Annotated in this window: 25 protein-coding genes and 1 other annotated feature; of the genes, 2 read left to right on the forward strand and 23 right to left on the reverse strand. The window is 34.9% G+C overall.

The genetic code is table 11. From position 1 onward, the window contains the following. Positions 1-45 precede the first annotated feature (45 nt). From BCR23_RS00085 to BCR23_RS00135, 11 genes are all read right to left on the reverse strand, one after another. Positions 46-846: a phosphatidate cytidylyltransferase gene (locus BCR23_RS00085; protein ID WP_069633469.1), complete on the reverse strand. Its 801-nt coding sequence runs from the start codon at positions 844-846 to the stop codon at positions 46-48. Further along, positions 843-1,646, reverse strand: coding sequence for an isoprenyl transferase (locus BCR23_RS00090; RefSeq protein WP_069633470.1), 804 nt, complete (start codon positions 1,644-1,646; stop codon positions 843-845). Before BCR23_RS00090 ends, BCR23_RS00085 begins: the two co-directional genes overlap by 4 nt. Positions 1,647-1,889: 243 nt before the next feature. Further along, positions 1,890-3,482, reverse strand: coding sequence for a PASTA domain-containing protein (locus BCR23_RS00095; RefSeq protein ID WP_069633471.1), 1,593 nt, complete (start codon positions 3,480-3,482; stop codon positions 1,890-1,892). After that, a complete protein-coding gene (locus BCR23_RS00100) occupies positions 3,475-4,149 on the reverse strand; it encodes an ABC transporter ATP-binding protein (RefSeq protein WP_069633472.1) in 675 nt (224 codons plus the stop codon). Before BCR23_RS00100 ends, BCR23_RS00095 begins: the two co-directional genes overlap by 8 nt. A 12-nt stretch (positions 4,150-4,161) precedes the next feature. Next, positions 4,162-5,628, reverse strand: a complete 1,467-nt coding sequence (locus BCR23_RS00105; RefSeq protein ID WP_069633473.1) for an FtsX-like permease family protein — start codon at positions 5,626-5,628, stop codon at positions 4,162-4,164. A gap of 221 nt (positions 5,629-5,849) precedes the next feature. Beyond that, positions 5,850-6,407, reverse strand: coding sequence for a ribosome recycling factor (frr, locus tag BCR23_RS00110; protein WP_069633474.1), 558 nt, complete (start codon positions 6,405-6,407; stop codon positions 5,850-5,852). A gap of 3 nt (positions 6,408-6,410) precedes the next feature. After that, positions 6,411-7,133 (reverse strand): UMP kinase, encoded by a 723-nt coding sequence (gene pyrH / locus BCR23_RS00115; RefSeq protein ID WP_069633475.1) that lies wholly within the window; start codon positions 7,131-7,133, stop codon positions 6,411-6,413. A 135-nt stretch (positions 7,134-7,268) separates the two neighbouring features. Next, positions 7,269-8,150: a translation elongation factor Ts gene (tsf, locus tag BCR23_RS00120; RefSeq protein WP_069633476.1), complete on the reverse strand. Its 882-nt coding sequence runs from the start codon at positions 8,148-8,150 to the stop codon at positions 7,269-7,271. Positions 8,151-8,377: 227 nt separating this feature from the next. Further along, entirely contained in the window at positions 8,378-9,166 is a 789-nt protein-coding gene (gene rpsB / locus BCR23_RS00125) for a 30S ribosomal protein S2 (protein WP_069633477.1), read from the reverse strand. A gap of 341 nt (positions 9,167-9,507) precedes the next feature. Next, positions 9,508-10,269 (reverse strand): carbonic anhydrase, encoded by a 762-nt coding sequence (locus BCR23_RS00130; protein WP_069633478.1) that lies wholly within the window; start codon positions 10,267-10,269, stop codon positions 9,508-9,510. Between the two features lie 185 nt (positions 10,270-10,454). Next, entirely contained in the window at positions 10,455-11,222 is a 768-nt protein-coding gene (locus BCR23_RS00135) for a TrmH family RNA methyltransferase (protein WP_069633479.1), read from the reverse strand. Between the two features lie 119 nt (positions 11,223-11,341). Between BCR23_RS00135 and BCR23_RS00140 the strand changes: the two genes are divergently transcribed. Both BCR23_RS00140 and yidC read left to right on the forward strand, forming a co-directional pair. Continuing rightward, positions 11,342-11,617: an acylphosphatase gene (locus BCR23_RS00140; protein ID WP_069633480.1), complete on the forward strand. Its 276-nt coding sequence runs from the start codon at positions 11,342-11,344 to the stop codon at positions 11,615-11,617. A gap of 119 nt (positions 11,618-11,736) precedes the next feature. Further along, positions 11,737-12,654 (forward strand): membrane protein insertase YidC, encoded by a 918-nt coding sequence (gene yidC, locus BCR23_RS00145; RefSeq protein ID WP_069633481.1) that lies wholly within the window; start codon positions 11,737-11,739, stop codon positions 12,652-12,654. 26 nt (positions 12,655-12,680) lie between these two features. On the opposite strand, the gene BCR23_RS00150 is transcribed toward yidC, so the two are convergent. From BCR23_RS00150 to BCR23_RS00205, 12 genes are all read right to left on the reverse strand, one after another. After that, a complete protein-coding gene (locus tag BCR23_RS00150) occupies positions 12,681-13,277 on the reverse strand; it encodes a TetR/AcrR family transcriptional regulator (RefSeq protein WP_069633482.1) in 597 nt (198 codons plus the stop codon). A gap of 62 nt (positions 13,278-13,339) precedes the next feature. Continuing rightward, complete coding sequence (locus BCR23_RS00155) at positions 13,340-14,146, reverse strand: tryptophan-rich sensory protein (protein ID WP_069633483.1); 807 nt, start codon at positions 14,144-14,146, stop codon at positions 13,340-13,342. A 15-nt stretch (positions 14,147-14,161) separates the two neighbouring features. Then, entirely contained in the window at positions 14,162-14,935 is a 774-nt protein-coding gene (locus BCR23_RS00160; protein WP_069633484.1) for a DUF1295 domain-containing protein, read from the reverse strand. After that, complete coding sequence (locus BCR23_RS00165; RefSeq protein ID WP_083241850.1) at positions 14,932-16,755, reverse strand: DegV family protein; 1,824 nt, start codon at positions 16,753-16,755, stop codon at positions 14,932-14,934. The genes BCR23_RS00160 and BCR23_RS00165 overlap by 4 nt, the downstream gene beginning before the upstream one ends. A gap of 8 nt (positions 16,756-16,763) precedes the next feature. Then, the gene (locus BCR23_RS00170) at positions 16,764-17,168 is read right to left on the reverse strand and encodes a DUF2177 family protein (protein WP_069633485.1); all 405 of its coding nucleotides are present in this window, start codon (positions 17,166-17,168) and stop codon (positions 16,764-16,766) included. A 288-nt stretch (positions 17,169-17,456) separates the two neighbouring features. Further along, positions 17,457-19,538, reverse strand: coding sequence for a glycine--tRNA ligase subunit beta (gene glyS, locus BCR23_RS00175; protein ID WP_069633486.1), 2,082 nt, complete (start codon positions 19,536-19,538; stop codon positions 17,457-17,459). A gap of 1 nt (position 19,539) precedes the next feature. After that, entirely contained in the window at positions 19,540-20,448 is a 909-nt protein-coding gene (gene glyQ, locus BCR23_RS00180; RefSeq protein WP_069633487.1) for a glycine--tRNA ligase subunit alpha, read from the reverse strand. Positions 20,449-20,582: 134 nt separating this feature from the next. Further along, positions 20,583-20,750 (reverse strand) — a binding site (T-box leader). A gap of 73 nt (positions 20,751-20,823) precedes the next feature. Beyond that, complete coding sequence (gene recO, locus BCR23_RS00185) at positions 20,824-21,627, reverse strand: DNA repair protein RecO (protein ID WP_069633488.1); 804 nt, start codon at positions 21,625-21,627, stop codon at positions 20,824-20,826. Positions 21,628-21,722: 95 nt separating this feature from the next. Next, the gene (era, locus tag BCR23_RS00190; RefSeq protein WP_069633489.1) at positions 21,723-22,625 is read right to left on the reverse strand and encodes a GTPase Era; all 903 of its coding nucleotides are present in this window, start codon (positions 22,623-22,625) and stop codon (positions 21,723-21,725) included. Between the two features lie 12 nt (positions 22,626-22,637). Then, positions 22,638-23,039, reverse strand: a complete 402-nt coding sequence (locus BCR23_RS00195; RefSeq protein ID WP_205688486.1) for a diacylglycerol kinase family protein — start codon at positions 23,037-23,039, stop codon at positions 22,638-22,640. Then, on the reverse strand, positions 23,023-23,499 hold the full coding sequence (gene ybeY / locus BCR23_RS00200) for an rRNA maturation RNase YbeY (RefSeq protein ID WP_069633491.1): 477 nt from the start codon (positions 23,497-23,499) through the stop codon (positions 23,023-23,025). Before ybeY ends, BCR23_RS00195 begins: the two co-directional genes overlap by 17 nt. Then, positions 23,499-25,697, reverse strand: coding sequence for an HD family phosphohydrolase (locus BCR23_RS00205; RefSeq protein WP_069633492.1), 2,199 nt, complete (start codon positions 25,695-25,697; stop codon positions 23,499-23,501). Before BCR23_RS00205 ends, ybeY begins: the two co-directional genes overlap by 1 nt. Between the last annotated feature and the right edge of the window lie 31 nt (positions 25,698-25,728).

Raw genomic sequence — 25,728 nt, forward strand, 5'->3', positions numbered from 1 at the left:
ACCCTGAACATTCAGAGTTTTTCACCTTCCCTTCTTGTTTAGAAATTAAAATAACCCGAATAAATGCATGATTGGAAAAACAAAAAGTAAGCTGTCAAAACGATCCAGTATGCCACCATGTCCTGGTAATATATTTCCAGAGTCTTTCACATCATAATGTCGTTTGATAGATGATTCAACTAAATCACCAAATTGACCAACAACTGAAAAGACTACTGTTATAATCAACATCATTGGCAAATTGTATGCAAATAATTCTTTATTCGGCGTTAACACCAAGAATAATAGTGCGACAACAACTGCACAAAGAATACCACCTAGTGATCCTTCGATCGTTTTATTAGGTGAAACCTCTGGCCAAAGCTTTCTTTTCCCAAAACGTTTCCCAATAAAATAAGCACCTATATCTGTTGACCAGACAACGAATAATGCATAAAGCAAAACAACAAATCCAGTATGTCTTGCACTTACAAAATTTTGGAAACCAACACCTACATATAAACTTGTGATTACAGGAAATCCTGCTTGAGAGATGGTATACATATTCTTTGAAGCAACTAATCCGCCCAAAAGAATCATGACAGTCAAATAAAATAAAATAAAATTATCCGCTTTTTCTGGTAAAAAGAAAAACCAACGTTCTTTCGGTAAAACTAAAAATACGGCTCCTAAAGCTGAAAGTACGCCTTCAAAGCTAGCGATTTCCAACCCTTTCATTCGAAATAATTCATATACACCAACGACTGCAAGTAAGGCCGCCGCAAGTTCAATAACAAACCCCCCGTACCAAATAATTGGTATAAATATGACCAATGCTAGGACCGCCGTAATAACGCGCTGTCTCATTTATCTTCCTCCTCAGTTTCTTTTAAACCGCCAAAACGTCGGTTTCTATTTTGAAATGATGCTAGAGCACTCTCCAATAGCTCGGCATTAAAATCAGGCCACAGCGCATCTGTAAAAAATAATTCACTGTATGCGATTTGCCAAAGTAAAAAGTTACTGATTCTCTCCTCGCCACTTGTGCGAATCAATAATTCAGGATCCCTTAATTCTTCTGGTAAAAAACCAGTCATTAGGTGGTCTGCAATTGTCTTTTCAGTAATATCCTCTGGCAAAAGTTGCTTAGTTTTTGTTTTTTCAGCAATTTCTTTCACAGCTGTAATGATTTCAGCTCTTGATCCATAGTTTAATGCAAAATTCAAAACCATTCCAGTATTATTTTTTGTTTGCTCAATGGCACGTTCAATTGCATCTTGTGTATGAGCTGGTAAAAACTCTTGATACCCCATAACATGCACTTTTACATTTTCTTTGATTAGTTCCGGCACAAAGGTATCAAAGAAATCAACTGGTAACTGCATCAAGAAGTTTACTTCTTCATTTGGACGCTTCCAATTTTCAGTAGAAAATGCATACAAAGTAAGGACTCTTATCCCTAATTTATTTGCATGTTTTGTGATTTTTTTTACTGTATTCATACCTTCTTTGTGCCCAGCGATTCTTGGTAAACGACGATTTTGAGCCCATCGTCCATTGCCATCCATAATTACTGCTACGTGTTTAGGAATTGCTCCCTCATTATTAAAAGTAAACGTACTTTCTTTTTGTATGTATTTATTTTTTTGCGGAAAAAAACGTAACATATTTTTCCCTCCAATCCAAAATCTGTCTAAACCATTATAACAATATCTTTCAGAAAAGCCTATGCAAATGAAAAAATTTTCGATATTATTTAAAGATTTTATTGATGTTTCATTCTGCTATTTACTAAATCAGCAACTTTTTTTTACTTATTATTCCCAATTCAAGTCAATTCACCTCAAAAGAAAAAGTGAGGATGAGACAAAACAAACGTTGTTTTGCTGCACCCTCATTTAACATTAAAATCAATTTTCTGCTTGTTCTTGTTTTTCTGAATTTTTATTTTCTTCTGGTTTTAAGTTTCCTTTACTTATGCCGATTTGAACAACACAATCAGTTGGTACGAATTCATTATATCTACTCATTTTTACAACGGTTCCTTTAGTCACTGTCGAATCAATATAGTAAACTTGATACGTGATGTTAGCACCCTTAGATTGATATTCATCATAAAAAATCTTTTGAAGATCACCTTCTAATGTACTATCCTTCAAATCTTTGATGTATGGCTTACCGAATGAATAAACAACCTGAATCGTCGGTTTTTCATCTTTTTCAGTATATTTTTTGCCTATCTCCACAGACTGGCTAATGAAACGGCCATAAGGAACTGAATCGTTAAATACTTGTTTCACTTGTACTTGTAATCCATTGGCTTTCGATTCTGCTTCTTCCACTGTAAAGTTTGAAAAATCTGGAACTACTAAAGCTTTACCGGTCGAAACTTGGATTGACATAGATTCTTTTTTTGCAACTTTGGTGTCTTTGCCGATACTTTGCGATATGATCTTTCCATTTTCAACTTTTTCGGAATCTGCTTCATCTACTTTTAACGAAATTTCATTTTTCTTTGCCCACTCTGCAGCTTCTTCTTTTGGTTTCCCTGCAAAATCAGGCACTGAGATATCTTTTTCAAAGACTTCTTTTCCTTTTGAATAATAAACCTTGGCTTTATCTTTACGCTTGTAGTTTTCAGATTTGACGTCTTTATTTGTAATTTCAAATTTTAAGTAGTCTCCTGCTGCTACTTTATCACTGTATTCTTCAATGATGGCTAGATTATCTGCTTTGTGTTTACTAATCCAACCTTTTGCTTCATCAAGCTTCATTGATTTAAAATCTGGCAATGCAACTGGTTCTTCTGGGTCAGGTCCCAAGCTAGCATCAATCAGTAATTCTTGATTCTTTTTAATTTTTTTATTTTTCACTTTTTGATGGATGATTATATTCGCTGCTTTATCAAAATCATATTTCTGTTCTACTTGCAGTTTCACACCATTTTCCGATGACCACTGACGAACTTCTGATAATTCTTTCCCTTCGAAATCGGGTACTTTTACGTGTGTCATTTGATAGTAACCAAAGTACATTACTAGTACTGCCGCTAAACTTCCTAAACCGATTAAAACGAATTTTCTAATTTGTTTCTTTTTATACGTTGGATCTGTCTCAATCATTTCTTCTGGATTTCTTTGTTGATTTGTCACTGTTTCTACTGCAACAGCTGGTTCTTTTTTTGGTTCATATTTTTTCTTTTTTGATCGTTTTTTGGTATAAATCAACTCTTCTAAGTTCTCTGGTTCACTATGAGTCTTAGGCTGTTCTTCATTTTTTTTAGAGGTGTCGTACACATTTGTCTTACTATTTTTAGGACCATAAGACATTTCCGACTTAGCTTCTACTCTATCGGTACTTTGCTTGTCCTTATTTATTGAAAGACTTCCTGATCTGGTTTTCTTTTTCGCCTCTGATTGACTCTGTTTTTCTTTCTGCTCATCTTTTTGTTGGCGGATTTTTTCATAATTATCTCCGCTAAAATTCGATAAAAAATCACTCATATTTTTTTAACACACCTTTTTTCAGGTAATAGGTTTCATCAGACTGCTCAGCAATATCATTTGAGTGAGTCACGACGATGACGCACTTGTTGTGAACTTTCGCAAGATTTTGAAAAATATCGACTATCTCTTGTTCCATTCCTTCGTCTAAGTTCCCAGTTGGTTCATCTGCTAAAATAACATCAACATTTGTAGCTAATGCACGAGCAATAGCTACACGCTGTTGTTCACCACCAGAAAGTTGATTCACAAGACGATCAGCTTTTTCACTCGTAATACCAATATAATCTAATAAATTATATGCCACTTCCTTCTGATTAGAAGGCAATTCGTTATCTGTAATTGACATTGCAACTAAGACATTTTCCAAAGCTGTAAGGTAAGGGACTAAATTGTAACTCTGGAAAATAATACTAATCTCATCGCGACGATATTTTTCATAACCGATTGTCTTAATATCTTTTCCGTTCAATAAAATCTGACCTTCCTTAGGCGTGTCTAACGCACTTATCAACGAAAGAAATGTTGTCTTTCCTGAGCCGGACTGTCCTAAGATCGTATAAAATTTACCCTGTTCAAAAGAAACATTTGTATCTTTTAAAATAAATCGACGTTGATCGCCATCTTGATAATAATAATTAAGATTTTTTGTTTCTAAAATCGCCATTCTTCTTACCTCCTACATCATGATTTTTTTTGGATTCAAGCGAACAATATAAAGCAATGGTAAAACCGCTGATAACAATACTGTTCCCAACCCAACAAGCAAATAAGTCACGATATATCCTAATGAAAACTTCACTTCGTAGGCATTCATAATATCATCAGTTGTAATCTCTATAGAATCTAATGTATCCAGTCCAAACGCATTGATTGAATCACCTGTACTGTTTAGTATATCGCTATTCAGTAATGATTCTGAAACCATTTTTCCTAAAAAGTTTCCAGTAATCAATGAAAGAATCAAAGCAACACCACTGATAATCAACATTTCAATAATGATTTGTCCCATAACATGGCTACGCTTATCTCCTAATGATAGATAGATACCTAATTCGTGTTTACGATCACGCATAAATAATAAAACTACAAGAGAAATAATTAACAGCGTAGCTATAACTGCAATCAAAACAACATATCCTGAAATTTGAGACATTTTTTTCATGCTTCCGCCAATAGTTTCGTATTGATCTGTTGAAGCTCTTACCTTATATAATTTTGGTATCAAGGGTTCAGTTTCTTGTTTAAACGCTTCTACATCATCAGGACTTTTTAAGATGTAAATCGGGGTATAATATTCACCATCATTTTCTTCCGCACCTTTTACGTACGGATTTTCTGGATCTACTTTTTTCATCTTCTCAATATAATTTTTACTGATATCCGACACTGTTTTATTTGGCAGATAAATTGTGTTGATCTGTTGCAACGAAACAAATTGTTGATTGGAATTTTGTTGTTCTGTTTCTTTGTTTTCTTTATCCTTCATTTGAACCGTTGTCGGTTCAAAGATTCCAATAATTTGAATAGGAACATCTATTTTAAGTAGCTCTTTCTTACTGCCATCTTCATTAAAACTATTTCCTCTCATATCCATAACCATCTGGTCACCTACGGATAAACCATTTTCTTCCGCAACTTTTGAAGAAATCAACCCAACATTTTTTCCGTTATCTATATCTTCTTGAGTAAAGACTTTGCCTTCAAGAAGTTTGATTTTATTTTCTTCTACATCTAAAATTTTGGAATAATTTGAGCCTTTCAAAGAGAATCCTTCCATTCCAAAACCTTCTTCTTCTTTGGCTGAAACGCTCTTCAAATCCTTCGTCTCTGCCCAGCTGCTCGCATTATAATCGTAATATTTCACATAAGGTGATTCACCAATTTTTTTTATTAATTTCTCATCAAGTTGTTCAAGCTTACCTTCTGCTGCGGTAACCTCTTCTTGATTATTTTCATAATCAATTTCAATTGTTGCCATACCACCCAGTTGTTTTTTGATATTTTTTTCAACGTTCTGAGTAGATTGCTGAATCGCGATCGACCCTGCTATGACATTTCCCAACACAAAAATCACTGCAAATAAAATTAGCGATTTCCCTTTTTTTCTTGTCACACTGCATAATGCACGTTTGATAAAATTCATTTTCTCATCTCCCTCTCAAAAAAATTATAGCTACTAACTATTATTCCATAACACTTGACGTTTAACAAGCTAATTTTTAACACACGTAACTAAGTAGATATATTTATCTGAATCTCATTTTATAATCAAATTTTTACATTTTTTTAAAATAACAATTAATTTTAACATAACAAAAAAATCCTATCCAAATTAATAGATAGAATTTTTCATAACCACTATAATTAAACTTCTAAAAGTTCTTTTTCTTTTTCCGCTGTGATTGCATCAATATTTTTCACGCTGTCATCAGTCAATTTTTGAGCTTCTTTTTCTAAGCCTCGTAATTCATCTTCTGTGATTTCGTTATTTTTTTGTTGTTTTTTCAAATCATCAATAGCATCGCGACGAATATTACGAACAGCTATTTTAGCACTCTCAGCTGATTTTTTTACATCTTTCGCTAATTCTTTACGACGTTCTTCCGTTAATTGCGGAATAACTAAACGAATAACTGTCCCATCATTTGTTGGACTAATTCCGATATCGCTTGCTTGAATTGCTTTTTCGATATCTTCAAGTGAGTTTTTGTCAAATGGTGTGATCATCAATACTCGAGCTTCTGGAATGTTAATTCCAGCTAGTTGATTCACAGGTGTCATTGCACCATAATAATCAACTTGGATTCTGTCTAAAAGACTTGCATTGGCGCGTCCCGCACGGATTTGACCAAGCTCACGCTGTAGACTTTGTTCTGCTTTACTCATTTTTTCTTTTGCTGTTGCTAATACATTTCCACTCATTTTTTATTTCCCCCTTACGGTTGTTCCAATGTTTTCGCCAAGGCATGCACGGCGAATATTACCCGTTTCATTTAAATTGAATACCACTAATGGAATATCATTATCCATACTTAGTGAGCTTGCTGTTGAATCCATTACTTGTAATCCTTTTGAAATCACATCTAAGTGTGTTAATTCTTCAAACTTGACTGCATTTGCATCTAGCTTTGGATCAGCAGAATATACACCGTCTACGTTGTTCTTAGCCATTAAAATCACATCTGCATCAATTTCAGCTGCACGTAATGCTGCTGTTGTATCAGTTGAGAAATATGGATTACCCGTTCCGCCAGCAAAGATAACAATTCGTCCTTTTTCTAAATGACGTTCTGCACGACGTCTGATATATGGCTCTGCAATTTGACGCATCTCAATAGAAGTCTGTACGCGCGTTGGAACACCTAAGTTTTCTAATGTATCTTGTAATGCTAATGCATTCATTACAGTAGCTAACATGCCCATATAATCAGCTTGAGCACGTTCCATACCCATTTGGGCACCAATTTGTCCACGCCAGATATTCCCTCCGCCGACAACAATTGCCATTTCAATTCCTAATTCATGGACTTCTTTGATTTCTTTTACAATCTCTTTAATTGTTGGAGGTTTAATTCCAAACCCGTCTTCTCCGGCCAAAGCTTCTCCACTTAACTTTAATACAACACGTTGATATTTAGGTTTTACCATTTTTTATTTCCCTCCACCATTTGTCTAAGAACATTTTAACATACTCTAGGCATTCTGCCAGTCTATTTCTTTTGTTTTGCCTAAAAAAAGGGAGCGCATCTCAATGCGTTCCCAACTGCTACACAAGTAACAGATTTATTTTTTAATTTGACTCATAACTTCATCCGCAAAGTTATCTTCACGTTTTTGGATTCCTTCGCCAACTTCAAAACGGATGAATGATTTAACTGTTGCACCTTTAGATGCAACATATTTTTCAACTGTCATGTCTGGATCTTTAACAAATGGTTGATCTACTAATGAAATTTCAGCTTTAAATTTGTTTAAGCGTCCCACAACCATTTTATCAACGATATTGGCTGGTTTACCTTCGTTTAAAGCTTGTTCTGAAAGAATTGCTTTTTCGTGTTCTAATTCTTCTTGAGGAATTTGTGATTCATTCACGTAACGAGGGTTAATCGCTGCTACGTGCATCGCAACATCTTTAGCAACTTCTTCGTCTGTAGTTCCTTCTAATACAGTTAGTACGGCAATACGTCCACCCATGTGTAAATAAGCACCAAATGCAGCGTTATCGTCTTTTTCTACTAATTCAAAACGACGGAAGCTGATTTTTTCACCGATAACAGTTGTTGCTTCGATCAATTCAGTTTCTAAAGTTCCTTTATCTGTTTTAAGCGCTAAAGCTTCTTCCATGTTTGCTGGTTTGTTTGTTGCAATCTCAGTTGCAATTTTTTTAACTAAATCTTGGAACATTTCATTTTTAGAAACGAAATCCGTTTCAGAGTTAACTTCAACGATTGCTGCAAAGTTACCATTTGAAGCAACGTTTGCCAAACCTTCTGCTGCTACACGATCATTTTTCTTAGCAGCTTTTGCCATGCCTTTTTCGCGTAGGTAATCAACTGCGGCTTCCATGTTACCTTCTACTTCTACTAACGCTCTTTTTGCATCCATCATACCGACACCAGTCATGTCGCGTAGTTCTTTAACTAATTTTGCTGAAATATCTGCCATTTTTTTGTTCCTCCTAATTTTAAAAGCCTAGCGGGCTCGTCTAGTTCTGACAGAAAAACATGAAAATATAACTGAGCTGTTTGTGCCTCTTGTATATTTTATCTTTTTTCCGAAGAGCTAGCCCACATAGCTAGATAATTTAATTCTAAAATTCGTTTTAAAAAAGCTATCTCAAAGGAGAATCAGGCTTTTTCGCCTAGCCTTCGAGACAGCTCCGTCATTTTAAATTATTCTGCTGAATCGTTTGTTCCTTCAACAACATCAACGATTTCTTCAATTGATGCTGCAGCTTCTGGTGCTTCTTCAACAAAAATTTCTTCAACAGCTTGATCTTCACCTTGATTTCCTTCGATGAAAGCATCAGCCATTTTAGCTGTAATCAATTTAACCGCACGAATTGCATCATCATTTGATGGAATTACTACATCGATTTCATCTGGATCACAGTTTGTATCAACCATCGCAACGATTGGAATGTTCAATTTTTGAGCTTCTTGAACAGCAATACGCTCTTTACGAGGATCAACAATGTACATTACATCTGGAATTCTAGGCATATCAGCAATACCACCTAAGAATTTTTCAAGACGTTCACGTTGTTTGTTTAAACCAACAACTTCTTTTTTAGGAAGTAAATCGAAAGTTCCGTCTTCTTCCATTTTATTGATATCTTTCAAACGTTTGATACGTTTTTGGATTGTATCCCAGTTAGTTAATGTTCCACCTAACCAACGGTGGTTTACAAAGTATTGACCTGAACGAATAGCTTCGTCTTTGATCGCTTCTTGTGCTTGTTTTTTAGTTCCTACGAATAATGCAACGCCGCCATCTTCAGCAACATTTTTCATGTAATCGTAAGCTGCATCTACTAATTTAACTGTTTTTTGCAAGTCAATGATGTAGATACCGTTTCTTTCTGTGAAGATGTATTTCTTCATTTTTGGGTTCCAGCGACGAGTTTGGTGACCAAAGTGTACGCCGGCTTCTAGTAATTGTTTCATAGAAATTACTGCCATTTTTTGTTTCCTCCAATTTGGTTTTTATTTGTTCCCTCTTTCCAGCTTTAAGCTCCCTTGTGGACTGTATTCCTACAGCACCTCACAAGAAATATACTGAAAATGTGGATTTGATGCAATTTCCAGAAATTCTGAAAATAACACCTTTGTTAGTATACAACAGAACCTTAACAATTTCAACAGATTTTAAACCTATTACTTGTTTCAGTTAAAATTATACTATTATTTCGGTTTAATTAGCTGTAATTTACAGTTCTATAGATATACAGCCCAACATCCACATGCAATCAAGTCAACTAGTGGAAATAGCTCTAATTAGTACAATTCAAATCACCGATTGGTTATTCATCATGTTCTAGAATCACTCGATCATTTAGCGATTGAATATTTCTATTATTATGATCATAAAATTTTTGGAATGATTTAATTTGTTCTTTTGATACTTGGACAGGATTTTTTAAAATATACCATTCTACATTTTCTGTTAATGGTGGTGTTGTTAAGGAACCCAAATAGTGATAGTAACTCATATTTTTTGGAAACATTTCAGGAATATCAGAAATTTCTGTTTTTCTATCATCTGTGACATCATTGAGTACTTCTTGAAAGCCTTTATTTTCCGATCCTTCTTCGAAAAATACACCAATAACAGCCAAACGTCCATCTTGAGCTTGGTTAACAAAATGTGCTTCCATAGGATAATGCTTACCGTCTATTGTGTGTTCGCTTTCTGCATGAAAATGAAACTGTGTCAAATTAAACTCTCGTTCATCAATTGTTGCAGTGCCAGAGTCTGTAACTTGGATACTATGTCCGTTATTTTCAGCATTGGTAATTTTAGAACTGTAATTCAACTCGATTTTTCCACTATCAGTCATTTTTTTAGCTGATGAACTCAGAATATTGATGGGCGATTGCATCTTACCACTTGTTTGTTCCCAGCTTTTTTGATCATCATATTCAAAATGACCAGCTACTTTCTTGTGAGCGCTCTCTTGTGTGTGTGAAGCGCTCTCCTTAGTTTTTGTTTGAGCTTGTTGCGTACAAGCTGTCACAAGCAGTAGTGATGAAAACATCACTGGAATAAGTAATTTTTTTTTCATATTGTGTATCCTTCTTCCGACTCCGATTTGCTCAGCGTAAATTCTAAGCGTAAATCAGTATAAATTAAACAGGGCTAATTTTCTACTGGTAAAACCATTAACTTTAAATTAAATTTTCGTTAATCACAATAAAAACCGAAACAAATCTCTGAATAACCATAGATCGTTTCGGTCTTATTAATAAATTATTTAGTTAAATGGTACATTAAAATCCCTGCTGCAATAGCCACATTCAATGACTCTGCTACACCTCTAATTGGAATGTAAATATTTTTATCCGTCTTTTCTAAAAAACAGGCTGAAACTCCCTGACCTTCGTTCCCCATGATCAACGCATAATCATTAACTTTCTTTATTTCTTCGTATGAAACAGCTTCTGGATTTAGTTCGGTTCCGTAAATAGGAATCTGTGCTTCTTTGAAGCCATCAATCATTTCAGCTAATGGCTTGCGTATCACTGGTAAATGATAGTTACTCCCCTGCATCGCCCGAAGTACTTTGGTATTATAAATATCCGAACTTCCCTCGCCTAAAATGACACCAGATAAACCAGCTGCATCTGCTGTTCGAATCATCGTTCCCACATTACCAGGATCTTGAACATTATCCAAAAGTAACCAACTCCCTGAAAACTGTATATCTCCTTCATGATTTGGCATCTGAACAATAGCAATCATTCCTTGGGGTGTTGGCAATTCTGAAAGAGAGACTAAAACTTCATCAGAAACTTCAATCAATAACTCTTCTGGTTGTCCCTCAAGCCATTCCGACCATTCTGTCTTCCCCCGTTGATTATAAAGAATCCAAGTGATTTCTTCATTCGCTTTAGCTGCTTCTTCAATCAAATGAAAACCTTCAATTATATATTGTTGTTTTTCTTCTCTGTGTTTCTTTTTATGTAATTTTTTAAATTCTTTTATCATTGCATTTTTTGTTGATAAGATTTCTTTCATTTCTACACCTCACGTATTTATTATACCACGTTTTTTTTTAATCAAACAATCACTACTTTACTTGCCAGATAATCAAAGAGTCGCTATCATTAATTTAACGAAGAGCGAGGTGTTCAAGTATGAGAAAAGTACGCATGAATGTACAAGGAAGAGTTCAGGGAGTGGGTTTTCGTTACATGACTAAAATGGTTGCTGATGAACTAGGTATTAAAGGTACTGTTCGAAATGAAGAAGATGGTTCTGTATCCATTGAATCTGTTGGTGATGATGAAGCCATGACACAATTCATCAAAAAAATAAAAGATTCCCCTAGCCCTGCCGGACGTGTCACATATTTAGATATTCAAGAAGATTCAATGATGGAAGAACACATGAATTTTAAAGTTATAAACTGATTTAGACAAGAAGAATCTTACTCAGTCTTGAGGTTGATTCTTCTTATTTTTATTGAAAAAAAACACTTTTTCAAGTATAGTTAATCTTGTGCAAATTTCTTAGAAAAGGAAAGAATAGAATGAAAAAATTAAATAAGTGGCTACTAGGTTCCGGGCTTTTTACTTTAGTATTGTTTTTATCTGGATGTGTGAAAACGGGGTCAGATGGTCAACCAACTGGTGAAGGAATCATTTATAACGTTTTAGTTAAACCAATGAGCAGTGCCATTACATATCTAGTGGATAATTTCGATTGGAACTATGGCTGGGCAATCATTTTTATCACAGTTATTGTCCGAATCATTATCTTACCGTTAGGATTAAGTCAATCTAAAAAAAGTATGATCCAAACGGAAAAAATGCAAGCCATCAAACCTCAAATCGATGCTGCACAAGCTAAATTAAAAGAAGCAACCTCTCGTGAAGATCAAATGAAAGCGCAAGCTGAATTGCAACAAGTCTACAAAGAAAATAACATGAGTATGATGGGCGGTATCGGTTGTTTACCATTACTGATCCAAATGCCGATTTTCTCTGCATTATTCTTTGCTGCTCGTTACACACAAGGAATTGCTGATGCTAGTTTCCTCGGGGTCAATCTTGGAAAGCCAAGTATACTTTTTGTCATTTTAGCTGGAGTAGCATATTTAATCCAAGGATACATTTCCACAATTGGTATTCCTGAAGAACAAAAGAAGACAATGAAATCCATGCTGATCGTATCTCCTTTAATGATCGTTTTCATGTCTATTAGTTCTCCTGCTGGGGTAACCTTATACTGGGTCGTTGGTGGTATCTTCACCTGTATCCAAACATTCATTACAAATATTTTATTAAAACCAAGAATCAAAGCTCAAGTAGCTGAGGAATTAAAACAAAACCCACCCAAACAAGTCGTTACACCTCGTAAAGATGTAACCCCGACTGAAGAAAAATCGACAACACAAAAAAACGTTTCTAACCAAGGACGTAATGCTGGAAAACAGAATAGAAATTAAGGAATAAAAAGAAGAGCCTTACGCAGTCATATTTTGCGTTGGCTCTTCTTTTCCTCTTTATTTTCAGTGATCCCGTATATAAAAAGATCAACAACTTGAGTAATAGTCAGTAATGAATTACTTTGTTGTGTCTTGATGTAAGGGGAAAGTGTGTTAAGAAAATGCGTCGTTGTCATTTCAGCGGAAAGACCTGAACGTAGTAAAAAATCACTTTCTTCGAACAGTTGTAACAATGGTGCCTTATATGATTGATTCCAAAGCATAAATAATTTGAACTGGGTCTCCTCTTTTAATTTTGTCTTAAAATCATGCATCATTAAATCAAAATCGAAAGGATGTTTTGTTTTTAAACACTCCGCAAACTGTTGTAATTTGCTAATAGTATCAAGCTGCTGATCTTTAACAATCTGCAATAACTCTTCATTTACATCACTTAATAAATTTTCGATAACGCCAACATAAACTTCTTCTTTATTTTTAAAATGATGATATAAATTGGGTTGTGTAACCGCTGCTAATTCAGCGATTTTCCTTGTTGATGTACTTTGGTACCCATTATCCATAAACAATCGCGTTGCAACATGGATAATTCTAGCTCTAGTATTTTTCGTTTCTTTATCCATTATTTAGCCACCTACAGTAGATTTCTCTATTATTCTAACAGATGGATACAAAGAAAAATAGACTAGGTAGCTTTCTTTTTGTTTTTTATTTGTAAAAACAATTCATAAACACAAACAACGACAAGAATAACTAAGCACACAATAACAGTTGTAATAATCATTGGATATTTTTGATTCCAACCATCCACTGACTGATGTTTTAGCAAAATTCCAAAGTATGCCCATAACGCCACTAACCCATAAGCGACGTCTTGATTATGAATGATCGTCCAACTAACAATGAATACACCTACAGCTAAAATAATAACTGTCCATAAGATTTGATTATTTTGAAAGAAATCTATATTCTTATCAACAAAAAATGCTGTGATATTTGCAATAGTTGCAATGGTGATCCAACCAAAATAAACACTAAACGGAAGTCTTACAAAAATAGACTCTTTTTTATTTAATGAAGCTTTTGCTAAAACCTGATTTATATAGATCAATGTAATTAGTAAACCTAGCATAATCAAAACAGATAAATCAATTTGGAGATATTGCCACGCAAATAACCATGCGCTGTTCAGTATAGATGATAGGATAAACAATATCCGTAATTGCCCACTTATTTTCTGATCCGATAAAATAGATTTACCCGTTGGTGCAAGCCATTGATAAACAACAAAGACTGCCAACAATAAATAAATCAATGACCAGATCGTAAAAGTCAAACCTGCTGGTGCAAATAAATTAGAGTACGTATCTGAAACTTCTTCTGTAGTCATACCATTCAATGGTAACAAAACAGCCGCTGCATTTGTACCAAGCATGGTCATATAAGTAATAGTTACTAGCCACTTCAATATAGATGATTTCCTTAGTTTCATTTCAGTTCCTCCTTATTACAATCCTTTTTTACCGATAAATGGAAAAAATTTAGACGTTTTATTTGCGTAAACAATAAAATCTGGCCGATCTTTATATTTCTTTTCCAATAATGGAACACCTGACACAAATAAAAGTAACATTGTGATTGTGATGGGACCAATAACTCCCCATATATTTCGTGTCTCATTCAAACTTATGAGAAAAATCCCCCACCAACTTACTGCTTCACCGAAATAGTTTGGGTGTCTTGTCACTGACCACAGCCCGGTTGTTAAAAGCTTCCCGTGATTACTTCTATCTTTCTTAAATTGTGTCAGTTGATAATCACCTATTGTTTCAAACCCAAATCCAACCACCCAAATGACAATCCCTAGGGCATTCCACCAATAAAAGTCATTAACTGAACTTGTCATAACAAATAAGATTGGCATTGAAACAATCAACAAAAGAACACCTTGCAAGAAAAATACATTTAAGTAAGCTTTCAGTTTCACCCAGTGCGTTCCCCAACGTTTTCTCATATTTACATAACGATAATCTTCGGGTTTTCCGATATTTCTTTTTGCCAAGTGCCAGAACAAGCGAATTCCCCAAATCGTAACTAAAGACAATACAATTGTGCTAACCTTTGTTTTATCTGGTGTCACTAGATACCCCGTCACTGCAACGATTACAAACCCAATTCCCCAAGCTAAATCAACAATTGAATTATTATGAAGATATTGCGCTAAAAAAAATAACGCTGTAAAGTAAACAAAAATCACACTAATAATAATACCGATCGTCATAACGGTTCAACTCCTTCTTCTATTTCAAACGCCACAGCTACACTTCCTTGACCTGCACTCATTGCAACTACTGTTGAGATATCCATAATATAACTTGGTTGGAAACCAACTTGCTCTGCTAATTTATCTCCCCAAAAACGGGCTTTACTTTCTGAATTTGCATGAATAACAGCATATCGTTTTATTCTATTTTTCTTGTGTAATTTTTTTAACCGCTGAAATATCTTCTTTTCAATTCCTTCACGGCTGAATGCAAAATCACTCAAATTACCTTCTCCGTCTTTGTTCAAACTAACTATAGGTTTCAAATTAATCTTCTTCGCTATCTTTCCAGCAAATTTTGGAATTCTTCCAGAAGCAATCATTGGATCTAAGTCATCTACGCTAACCAGAATTTCTACTTGATCTCGTTTACGCTTTGTCTTTTCTATGAGTTCTTCAAAAGGAATTCCTGATTGAATCCATTCATTTGCGTTCATTACTAATAAACCTTGTGCGGCAGAATTTTGTTTGGAATCAATAACTGCTATCCTAGCTGATGATGTCGTTCGTTTCGTTGCTTCTTTTACAGTGTGAAATGTTCCGCTTAGTTTACTTGACACAGTGATAACCAAAATGGATTCATATTTTGTTTCTAAAAATGAAAACAGATTCTCTACGGTTTTTAGCGTTGGTTGAGAACTCGTTGGACGTTCCTTTTGATTGCCCTTCATTTGAAAAAATTGATTCGTTTGGATCGTTATTTTATCAATATAATTTGTATTTCCTATCAAAATATTCATTGGTAATACATGAATTTGATTGTTTAAAATATAATCTGTTGGTAAATCAGCTATCGAGTCCGTTACTAATGCAATTGGCGCTTTTCTTTGCTTACTTACTTGATACTGTAATAGCATATCATCTGCTTTTTGCTGAATTGGCTGACCAACAGTACTTAAGTAACTTAACACTTGACTTGGTTGATTAGAATGAATATGAATTCTGGCTTTTCCTCGATTGACGGCCACAACTAGTGAATCTCCATAATCATTTAGTTTTTCTTGAATTTCATTTTTAGATTGTGTTACGTGATCTAGTAAAATTTCTGTACAATACCTATACACAGGTTCTGAATTTATAGTATGTAGCGATTCCGACAGATCAATTTTTACAGAACCGCTTGAATCCTCTGCCCTCTTTTTAATTGACTGTTTATTGACGAATGCTTCTGTGAACCCTTCGATGAATAAATAAAAGCCTTTCGCTCCAGCATCCACCACTTGATTTTTTTTCAATATTTTCAATTGGTTCGTCGTATTTTCTAATGCCTGCTTTGCTTGTAAGAGTGCCTCAGGTAATACTTTTTCTAAGCTAGTCAGGTCTTCATTTTCATTTAAAGCTTCCGCCCATGAGCGAATAACAGTGATAATTGTCCCTTCAACAGGATGTTCTATTGCCTGATATGCTTCTGTAATCGCTAATTTTACACTTTTTACAAAACTATGAACAGAATTCGTTTCTTCCAAACACAATAAATTATTATAGATTCCATTAAAATATTGAGCAAAAATAATTCCTGAATTTCCTCTTGCACCTAATAAAGAAGCATCTGCAACCTTTTCAAAAACTTCAATGACAGAAGATGACTCTTCTTTTGTTTCTTCCAATATCGTTTGCATCAATGAAGCTAGGTTACTGCCTGTGTCTCCATCTGATACGGGAAAAACATTGATCTGATTCAACGTTTGTTTCCCATTAATCAGTTGGATAGCTCCTTGTTGAAAAGCAAATAATAATTCTTTGTGATCAATCATTTGTTTTGTTTTACTGCTTTTCATAAACAACGTTACCTCCAATTAAAATGTTGTGCTACATACACAGTAATTCCTGAAACACTTGCTGTTACAACGGTTCCCCAAATCAAATCAATAATCGTCACCAGATATGGCCAATCCTTAAGTGTGGCCAAATTGGTCAAATCATAGGTCCCGTAGCATAAAAAACCAAGGAAGCCCCCAGCTACAAGAGCGTACAGCAAACTGCCTTTTTCCAATGCTGGATTAACGACAAAAAATACAATTCCCATAAGATAGATTACATAAAATACAATAGCTGGGACTAATTTGGTCTGACCCATTAGTCCACCTAATTGTTCTTGGTAAAGTTTTTTCGCAATCAATAATAGCCAAATAAAATCAAATGTAAGGAACGTAACTGCTGAAACACTGTACAATTTTAACAAATAACTCATCTTATCCCCTCCTCAATTAAAAACTAAACCGGTTAAATTAACCTTATTGAAAATAGTAGTACAACAATTTTAGTTAGAAGCACTTTTATCTTTTTTCACCCCAGTACTTAGAACTTAATAATTTAAAACAGTACGACTACCTTATCGATTGATAAGGTAATCGTACCATGAATAGGTTGTTTACAAAAAAGTTTTGCTCTGGAATTTGTCTAAATAATTAGTTGGTTGATAACAAATAAAAGATGGAGACCACGCTATTTTCTAGCGGTTTCTCCATCTTTCATTTAATTATTTCACGATTAATAAGTCTAAACTAGCAAGAGATAATGACATTTTTGCAATTCGATTTAGTTCATTCAATCGATTTACTTTTACTCTCTCATCTTCTACCATAACCATTGTTTCTTCAAAATACTGTTCGATTAGCGGACGTAGACTCACTAACGCTTGATAATTTTCTAACATTGTACTGTCTTTAAAACTTTCTTCAATTTTATTCACAGCTTGGTGTAATGCTTTTTCAGCCTCATTTTCAAATAAGGATGTATCTATTTGATTTTCTTGATTCAACACTTCTCGACCTTTTTTAGCTAAGTTGATCACGCGGGTCAAAGCCTCTATCGAAGGTCTAAAATCTTTATCTGCCAGATGTTTTTTGAGAATAGCTGCAGATGAAAATAGTTGTGTAAGATCCTTTTGTTCTGCCGAAATAACAGCATCAATTACATCGTGACGAATATCTTTAGTTGTTAATAATTGACGTAAACGTGCTTTTACAAACTCTATTACTTCTTCTTGTCCGCTAGTCAATTGAATACCATATTTTTGACGATCAGAGTTAACCGCTTCATCAATATCCATTTGTAACTGAACTAATGGGAACTGCCATTCTTTATTTTCAACAATTCGAATCACTCCATATGTTTGACGACGTAGTGCATATGGATCGTTTGAACCACTAGGGATCATTCCAACCGCAAAGAATGAAAATACACTATCTAACTTATCCGCAATTGCCAGAACTGCTCCTATAGAAGAAGTAGGCAACTCACCTTCACTTGAAGTTGGCATATAATGTTCTCGGATTGCTTGAGCCACTGCTGGTTTTTCACCTTGTAGCAATGCATATTTTTCTCCCATAATTCCTTGTAATTCAGGGAATTCACCTACCATATTAGTAACTAAATCAAATTTATAAATTTCAGAGGCACGTTTCAAATCAGTCAACTCAACTTCTGATAAACCAACTTCTTTACCAATGATTTGCCCGATAATTCCTACCCGTTGCATTTTTTCATAGATCGTACCGATTTTTTCGTGGAACGTAACTTGTTTTAATTTATTTACACATTGTTCGATAGATACTTTTTTATCTTCGCTATAGAAAAACTCTGCATCTTCTAAACGAGCAATCAACACTTTTTCGTTTCCTTTTATTACATTCTCAATATGAACGTTATCTCCGTTTCTTACTGAAATAAAATATGGCATCAATAAACCTTGATCGTTACGAACATCAAAGTAACGTTGGTGCTCTTTCATAGAAGTAACTAATACTTCCTCTGGAACAGATAGATATTTCTCGTCAAAACCTCCAACAAAAGCTGTTGGATATTCAACTAAATTAGTGACTTCTTCCAATAAGTCTTCATCCAAATCCAGTGTCCAATTATTTTTTTCAGCAATTTTATTCGCTTGATCAACGATCATTGACTTTCGTACCATTGGATCAACAATAACAAATTGCTCTTTCATTTTTTCTTCATATTCATTTGAATGAGTAAATGCAACGTCATCTCCTAAGAAACGATGACCTCTAGAACGATTGCCTGTTTCAACATCTAGAATTGAAAATGGAATCACTTGGTCATCAAACAAAGCAACTACCCAATGAATTGGACGAATGTATTCAAAGTCATAATCTGCCCAATGCATGGTTACCGGGAAAGTCAAACTAGTAATAACCTCTTTTAAACCAGTTAATACATCACTTGTTTTTTGACCTTGGTTATGTTTAGTTACATAAACATACTCCACTCCATTTAATTCTTTATACGTGATTGCCTCAGTCGTCACCCCTTGTCCTCTGACGAATCCCTCAGCAGCTTTACTCCAATTGCCTTGATCATCTTGTGCAATTTTTTTTGCTGGGCCTTTGACTTCTTCCATTCTATCTTCTTGTTTTTCTGGTAATTGCGTCACTCGAACAGCCAGACGACGAGGTGTTGAAAAACTTTGTACTGTTTCATAAGTTAGATTATTCTCGTCTAAAAATTTCACTATTTTTTGCTCTAATTGTAACCGACTAGGGCTGACAATATGAGCTGGCATTTCCTCTAAGCCAATTTCAAGTAATAGATCTTTTGCCATGTTATTTTGCCTCCTTAGTCGTTTTATTTTCTTTGTTTAGCAGTGGGAAACCTAATTTTTCACGCTCCGCCACGAATATTTTTGCTACTGCACGAGCCATATTTCTGATACGAGCTAGATAACCTGCACGCTCAGTAACAGAAACGGCTCCACGAGCATCAAGTAAATTAAATGTATGGCTACATTTCAAAATGTAATCATATGCTGGATGTACTAGATTTTCATCAATGCAACGTTTGGCTTCTTTTTCAAACTTGTCAAAATTCTCCAGCAACATTTCTTGATTGCTGACTTCAAATGAATACTTAGAATGCTCATATTCCGGCTGATTGAAAATCTCACCGTATTTTACTCCTTCAGTCCACAATAGGTCATAAACACTTTCCACTTCTTGAATATATGAAGCTAAACGTTCAATTCCATAAGTGATTTCTGATGTTACAGGGTGGCAGGCCAATCCTCCTACTTGTTGAAAATAAGTAAACTGAGTAATTTCCATGCCGTCTAGCCAAACTTCCCAACCTAAACCAGCACAGCCCATAGATGGATTTTCCCAGTTATCTTCAACAAAACGAATATCGTGAGCTAATGGATCAATCCCTAATAATTCTAAACTTTCTAAATACAACTCTTGAATATTATCCGGTGAAGGCTTCATAACTACTTGAAATTGATGGTGCTGATATAAACGATTTGGATTTTCCCCATAACGACCATCTGCTGGACGACGTGAAGGTTCTACATACGCCGCATTCCAAGGTTCAGGTCCAATTGCTCGTAAAAATGTATAGGGACTCATTGTTCCCGCTCCCTTTTCAGTATCATAAGCTTGCATCAACATGCACCCTTTTGATGACCAAAATTTTTGCAATGTCAAAATCATTTCCTGTACAGTAAGTTTCTTTTCCATTATGTTCCTCCTTATTTTAAAAGCTGAATAGACTCATTAAACCTTTTCTTCAAAAAACTAGCCCACGAAGCTATATAACATAAAAATCGATAGTCTTCTGCGAAAAAATAAAAAGTCCCTATGCCTCTTAGAGACATAGGGACGAATAATCGCGGTTCCACCCTACTTCTGACAATATTTGTCAGCAGCTTTATTGACTCATACTCAAAAGCGCCCTTCAAAAGTTCCTTGTACCTGGCTCTCACTTTCCCAGACTCGCTATGACAGCAGTTCTTTTTACTCTTCTTTTTCAACGTATGTATTTAATTACTTCTTATGATAATCTTTGATGAGGAAGTTGTCAAATGATTTTGAAAAATCATTTAGAAGTTAAGATTAAATCTTAGAATCTTCTTCACCTTTTTTTTCGCGCCTCGGTAATTTGAGCGTATCTTCCCAACTTTTCATCTGATCGATAAATTTCTTGCTCTTGAGGTGGAGACCTACATACTCATCATATAATTCATCAATTGTTTGTCTAATTGCTACTTTTGTTTCCGACTTAACATTAATATCTTGTACTTTATCATACGAAATTGCAGAGAAGAGACGAATAAAATGAATGGCTCTAGGATCTGCATGGTAACGATGGTTATCAAAATGCCAATGCCGTTCACAAAGTACTCCACTGTATTTTGATGAATAATCAAACTTCCCTCGTGTCTCTTGACAGACTGCACAATGGGTCCATTCGGGTGTAATTCCAAAACGACTAAGCAATTGGATTTCAAAAATATTAGTGATAATTTCAGCATCTTTGTTTTCATTCAATAATCTTAATGCTTGTTGAACAAAATGGTATAGATTAGGATCATATGTCCGATCTTCGATTGCTGCATCAACTAAATTTAATATGTAAGTTGCATATGCGTTCACAAAAATATCTTCTTGGATCGTACGAAACGGTTGTATCTCTTTACTACCATTTAAAAAAGATAACCCCTCTTCTCGAAAGTCCCCAATATACACGGCTTCTGTAAAAGGCAAAATAGCCGGACCAATTGGATTATTTTTACGATGTGCTCCTTTTACAAAAAACATCAATTTACCAAAAGACTCCGTAAAAATTTTAACCAGCTTATCTTTTTCTTTGTAATCTTTGGTAAATAAAATAATTCCTTTTGTTTCCCCTAAGCTCATGATTTCGCCTCCAATATATGTTCTAATCTATTTTAGCAGAGATATACATAAAAGAACAATCCTGCATTACTACAGAATTGTTCTTTTGTTTCTTATTAATAATCGTCTTTGCGATAACCAAAATCTTGCAGGTGAACTTTTTTATCACGCCAGTCTTTTTGAACTTTTACCCAAAGTTCTAAATAGACTTTATCATCCAATAAATATTCAATATCTTGTCTGGCTTTAGTTCCGATCTGTTTAAGCATCTTACCGCCTTTACCAATGATAATCCCTTTTTGGCTATCACGTTCAACAATGATCGTTGCTTGGATACGAACTTTATCGTTTTCATCTCGCTTCATCGAATCGACAACTACTGCAACTGAGTGCGGGATTTCATCTCTAGTAAGTAACAATACTTTTTCACGAACTAATTCAGAAACAATAAAATATTCAGGATGATCTGTTATTTGATCATCTGGGAAATATTGCGGACCTTCTGGTAATTGATCGACCAGAATATCCATCAAACGTTCCACATTGTTTCCTTCTGTTGCTGAAATTGGCACGACTTCTGCAAACTCCATCTGAGTTGAGTAATCTTCAATAATTCCCAAAAGCTGATCTGGATGAACCGTATCTATTTTGTTAATAACTAAATAAACTGGACTATTCATCGTTTTAAGGCGTTCAATGATGAAATCGTCCCCTTTGCCTCTTTTTTGGTCAGCACTGATCATAAACAACGTAGCATCTACTTCACGTAAAGCACTATAGGCTGTTTCAACCATAAAATCACCTAAACGATGTTTTGGTTTATGGATACCAGGTGTATCAATGAAAACAATTTGAGCTTCTGGAACTGTATAAATTCCTTGGATCTTATTTCTCGTAGTTTGTGCTTTATCACTCATAATCGCAATTTTTTGTCCGACAATTCGATTAAGTAACGTAGATTTGCCGACATTCGGTCTTCCTACAATCGCTACAAATCCGGATTTATGTGTTTCTGTCATTGTTTCTCTCCTCTATAAAAAATCTTTTAATATTTGCCAAATTTTCGGGACAAACAACAGCAATCCAACGACCACCGCAAAACCTGTCGTTAATAGAACTGCACCTGCAGCCATATCTTTTACTTTCTTTCCGATTGGATGAAAATGAAAATCCGTCACCATATCAACTACATTTTCAAAAACCGTATTTATGATTTCTACAACTAATACTAGAAAAATTGCCAATAGCAACCATAGCCATTCCGTAATAGCCAATCGGAAAATAAATCCAATAATTATAGCCACTACTCCCATAAAAACATGAGTCCGCATATTGCGCTCTTCCTTAAAAACAGTGCGAATACCTTGAATAGCAAATTCCAGTGATGTAATAAAGTGCTTATTTTTCTCCGTACCTTTATCTTTCGAGTCCATAGGCATCTAAAATCTCTTTCTGTAAACCAAACATTTCTTTCTCATCATCAGCTTCCATATGATCATAGCCATTTAAATGTAAAAAACCATGTACAGCCAAAAATCCTAATTCACGTTCAAAAGAATGGCCGTACTCTTCAGCTTGCTCCGACGCCCTTTCAGTTGATATCATTATATCCCCTAAATTTCTAGGAAAAAGGTCTGCTTCGTCTTCAAAGATAATCGGTAATTCATCCTCACCCTCTTCTTCCAAAGCAAAACTAATCACATCAGTTGGTGCATCTTTTCCTCGGTAATCTCGATTAATTACCTGAATACCTGAATTATCCATAAATGTTACAGACATCTCTGTCTCTTCTGATATTTTCAGAAAACCTGCTGCGAACTGCAACAAATTTTCTACTTCTTTTACATGATTTTCCGATAAATCCTTCGTTTCATCAATGAAAGTTATATCCACTAGTCATCTCTCTTTTCTTGTTCGTCTTTCATTTTCTCAGCTTCTGATTTCATTTTTGGATACTTGATTCTTGAGTGGAAAGTACTGCACAATCCACTGACAAGAGATTTCTCCACAATCCGAATCTCTTTCATAGTTAAACCACAATCATCCAACTGTCCATCAGAAATCCGATCTTGGATAACATTATGAACAAATGCTTGAATTTTATCATTTGTTGGATGATCCATCGCTCGAACAGCAGCCTCACAAGTATCTGCAATACTAACGATTCCCGCTTCTCTTGTTTGAGGTTTAGGACCAGGGTAACGGAAGTCTTTTTCAGCAAGATCTGGATTTCTTTCTTTTGCTTTGATATAGAAAAATTTCATTAACGTCGTCCCATGATGCTGACGGCAGATATCAATCACCATTTCAGGCATATGGTAATCTTCTAAAATCTTAGCACCATCAATAACATGTCCAAAAATAATTTGTTTGCTATCTTCTGGCAGTAAAAAATTATGCGGATTTTCTGCACCCGCAGGTAAATTTTCCACGAAAAAATTGGCGTGCTTGATTTTGCCTATATCATGATAGTAACAAGCCACTCGAGTCAACAATGACCGTCCGCCAATCTCAGCTACGGCATTTGCACTTAAGCTGGCCACCATCATACTATGATGGTACGTTCCAGGCGCTTCTTCTAGTAGTTGTTTTAATAACGGATGATTGGGATTACTTAGTTCATTTAAAATGATCATACTATCATCCGTTACCAATAATTCAATGTAAGGGTGAAGTCCCATGGTTGCTAAAAAGGACAATACAGCTCCGGCAAGAGCGCAAATCATCATCGTCCATGTTTTACTATCAAAGACACTCATTCCTTGATAAACGACTAAGATAAAATCCATACAAACAGGGAAGATAATTACCCAAAAAACAGCAACCATTCCTTGTTCACCTATTCTTGTCCGCTTAACCACTGTTGCAAAAAGACCCGAAACCATATAACTTACTATAATAATCGTTAATGAGTTCGTACCTATAGAATTATAAAAAACAAATAATGAGAATATCACTTGGAAAACAGCTGCAAGTACTCCAGCTCTTCGACTGACAAAATAATTTAATACAAGTGGTGTAAATGCTGCTGGAAAAAATAGTGAAATGTACATCATTTGTTCCGTTTGGAAGATTTGGAAAAATTTCATTAATAAGACACTTAATGACATCGCTCCTACGTAAAACAGAACAAAGTGACGACGTTTGCCTTCTTCGGTAACTTGTTTAGTAAAAAATAATAGAACAAGAATCTGCATCACGATAGATAGTGCTAAAGCTGCCATTGGAAATAAAGAAGTACTTTGACTGGTCATACCTAATAATTCAAGTTTTTCCATCGCTTTACTATCGATTTGTGTTCCTTCACGAACAATGATCTCTCCTTGATAAATCATAGCAGGAGGAACCGCATCCATCGCATTCCGACGCATCTCTTTTGTTTTTTTATCATTCGCAAAATCATTTGCGACAATACCTTCGTTCACAATATAACGAATTTCTTGTTGAGAAGTACTGTCAACGTCAAGAAATTGAATTTTTTCAATAGCACTCTGACGGACAACATCTAAATCAGCTTCACGAACGTGATTCTTCATCTTTTCATCAACAATTTTCAAACTTTCAGTTTTCACTTGTTGAATCTGATCTACATTCAATGCAAAAATATTTTGATAAAATACATTTGAAAACTTTTGATAAAAAGAGACCTCATCTTGATCTAGCAATTCAAACTGAGCTTTTAAATTAGCTACTCTCTCTTCTATCGTTGGTTTAGGAATTGTTTCATCTTTTTTTGCTTTGGCTTTTTTTTCTTGGTAGTCTTTGTCTGTTTTTTCATTTGCCGCAGTAATCAGCTTGAAGAGCTTTTCAATTCGTTTATGCTGAACATCTGCTGTTTCCTCCTGATAGATGTATTCTGGAGTAACTGCTTCGGCTGCCAACTTTTTCTTTTGCGATGTTTCATAGGTATTTTCAACGTTTTTATTCGCTCGAATCGTATTCTCAGCAAGTTGACCTTCTTTTATTTCCACTTTTTTCTGATGGATACTTCCAAACATAACAATAAAAAGAAAAATAGAAAAAACAAATAAAAGTATAGGGATGTAAGCTTTACCTAGTTTATCACGTAATTTTAGTAATGAGTACTTCAACGGAATTTTCACTCCTTTCCGCAGGTTTAAA

The sequence above is a fragment of the Enterococcus quebecensis genome, from assembly GCF_001730365.1.
Lineage (GTDB): Bacteria > Bacillota > Bacilli > Lactobacillales > Enterococcaceae > Enterococcus_L > Enterococcus_L quebecensis.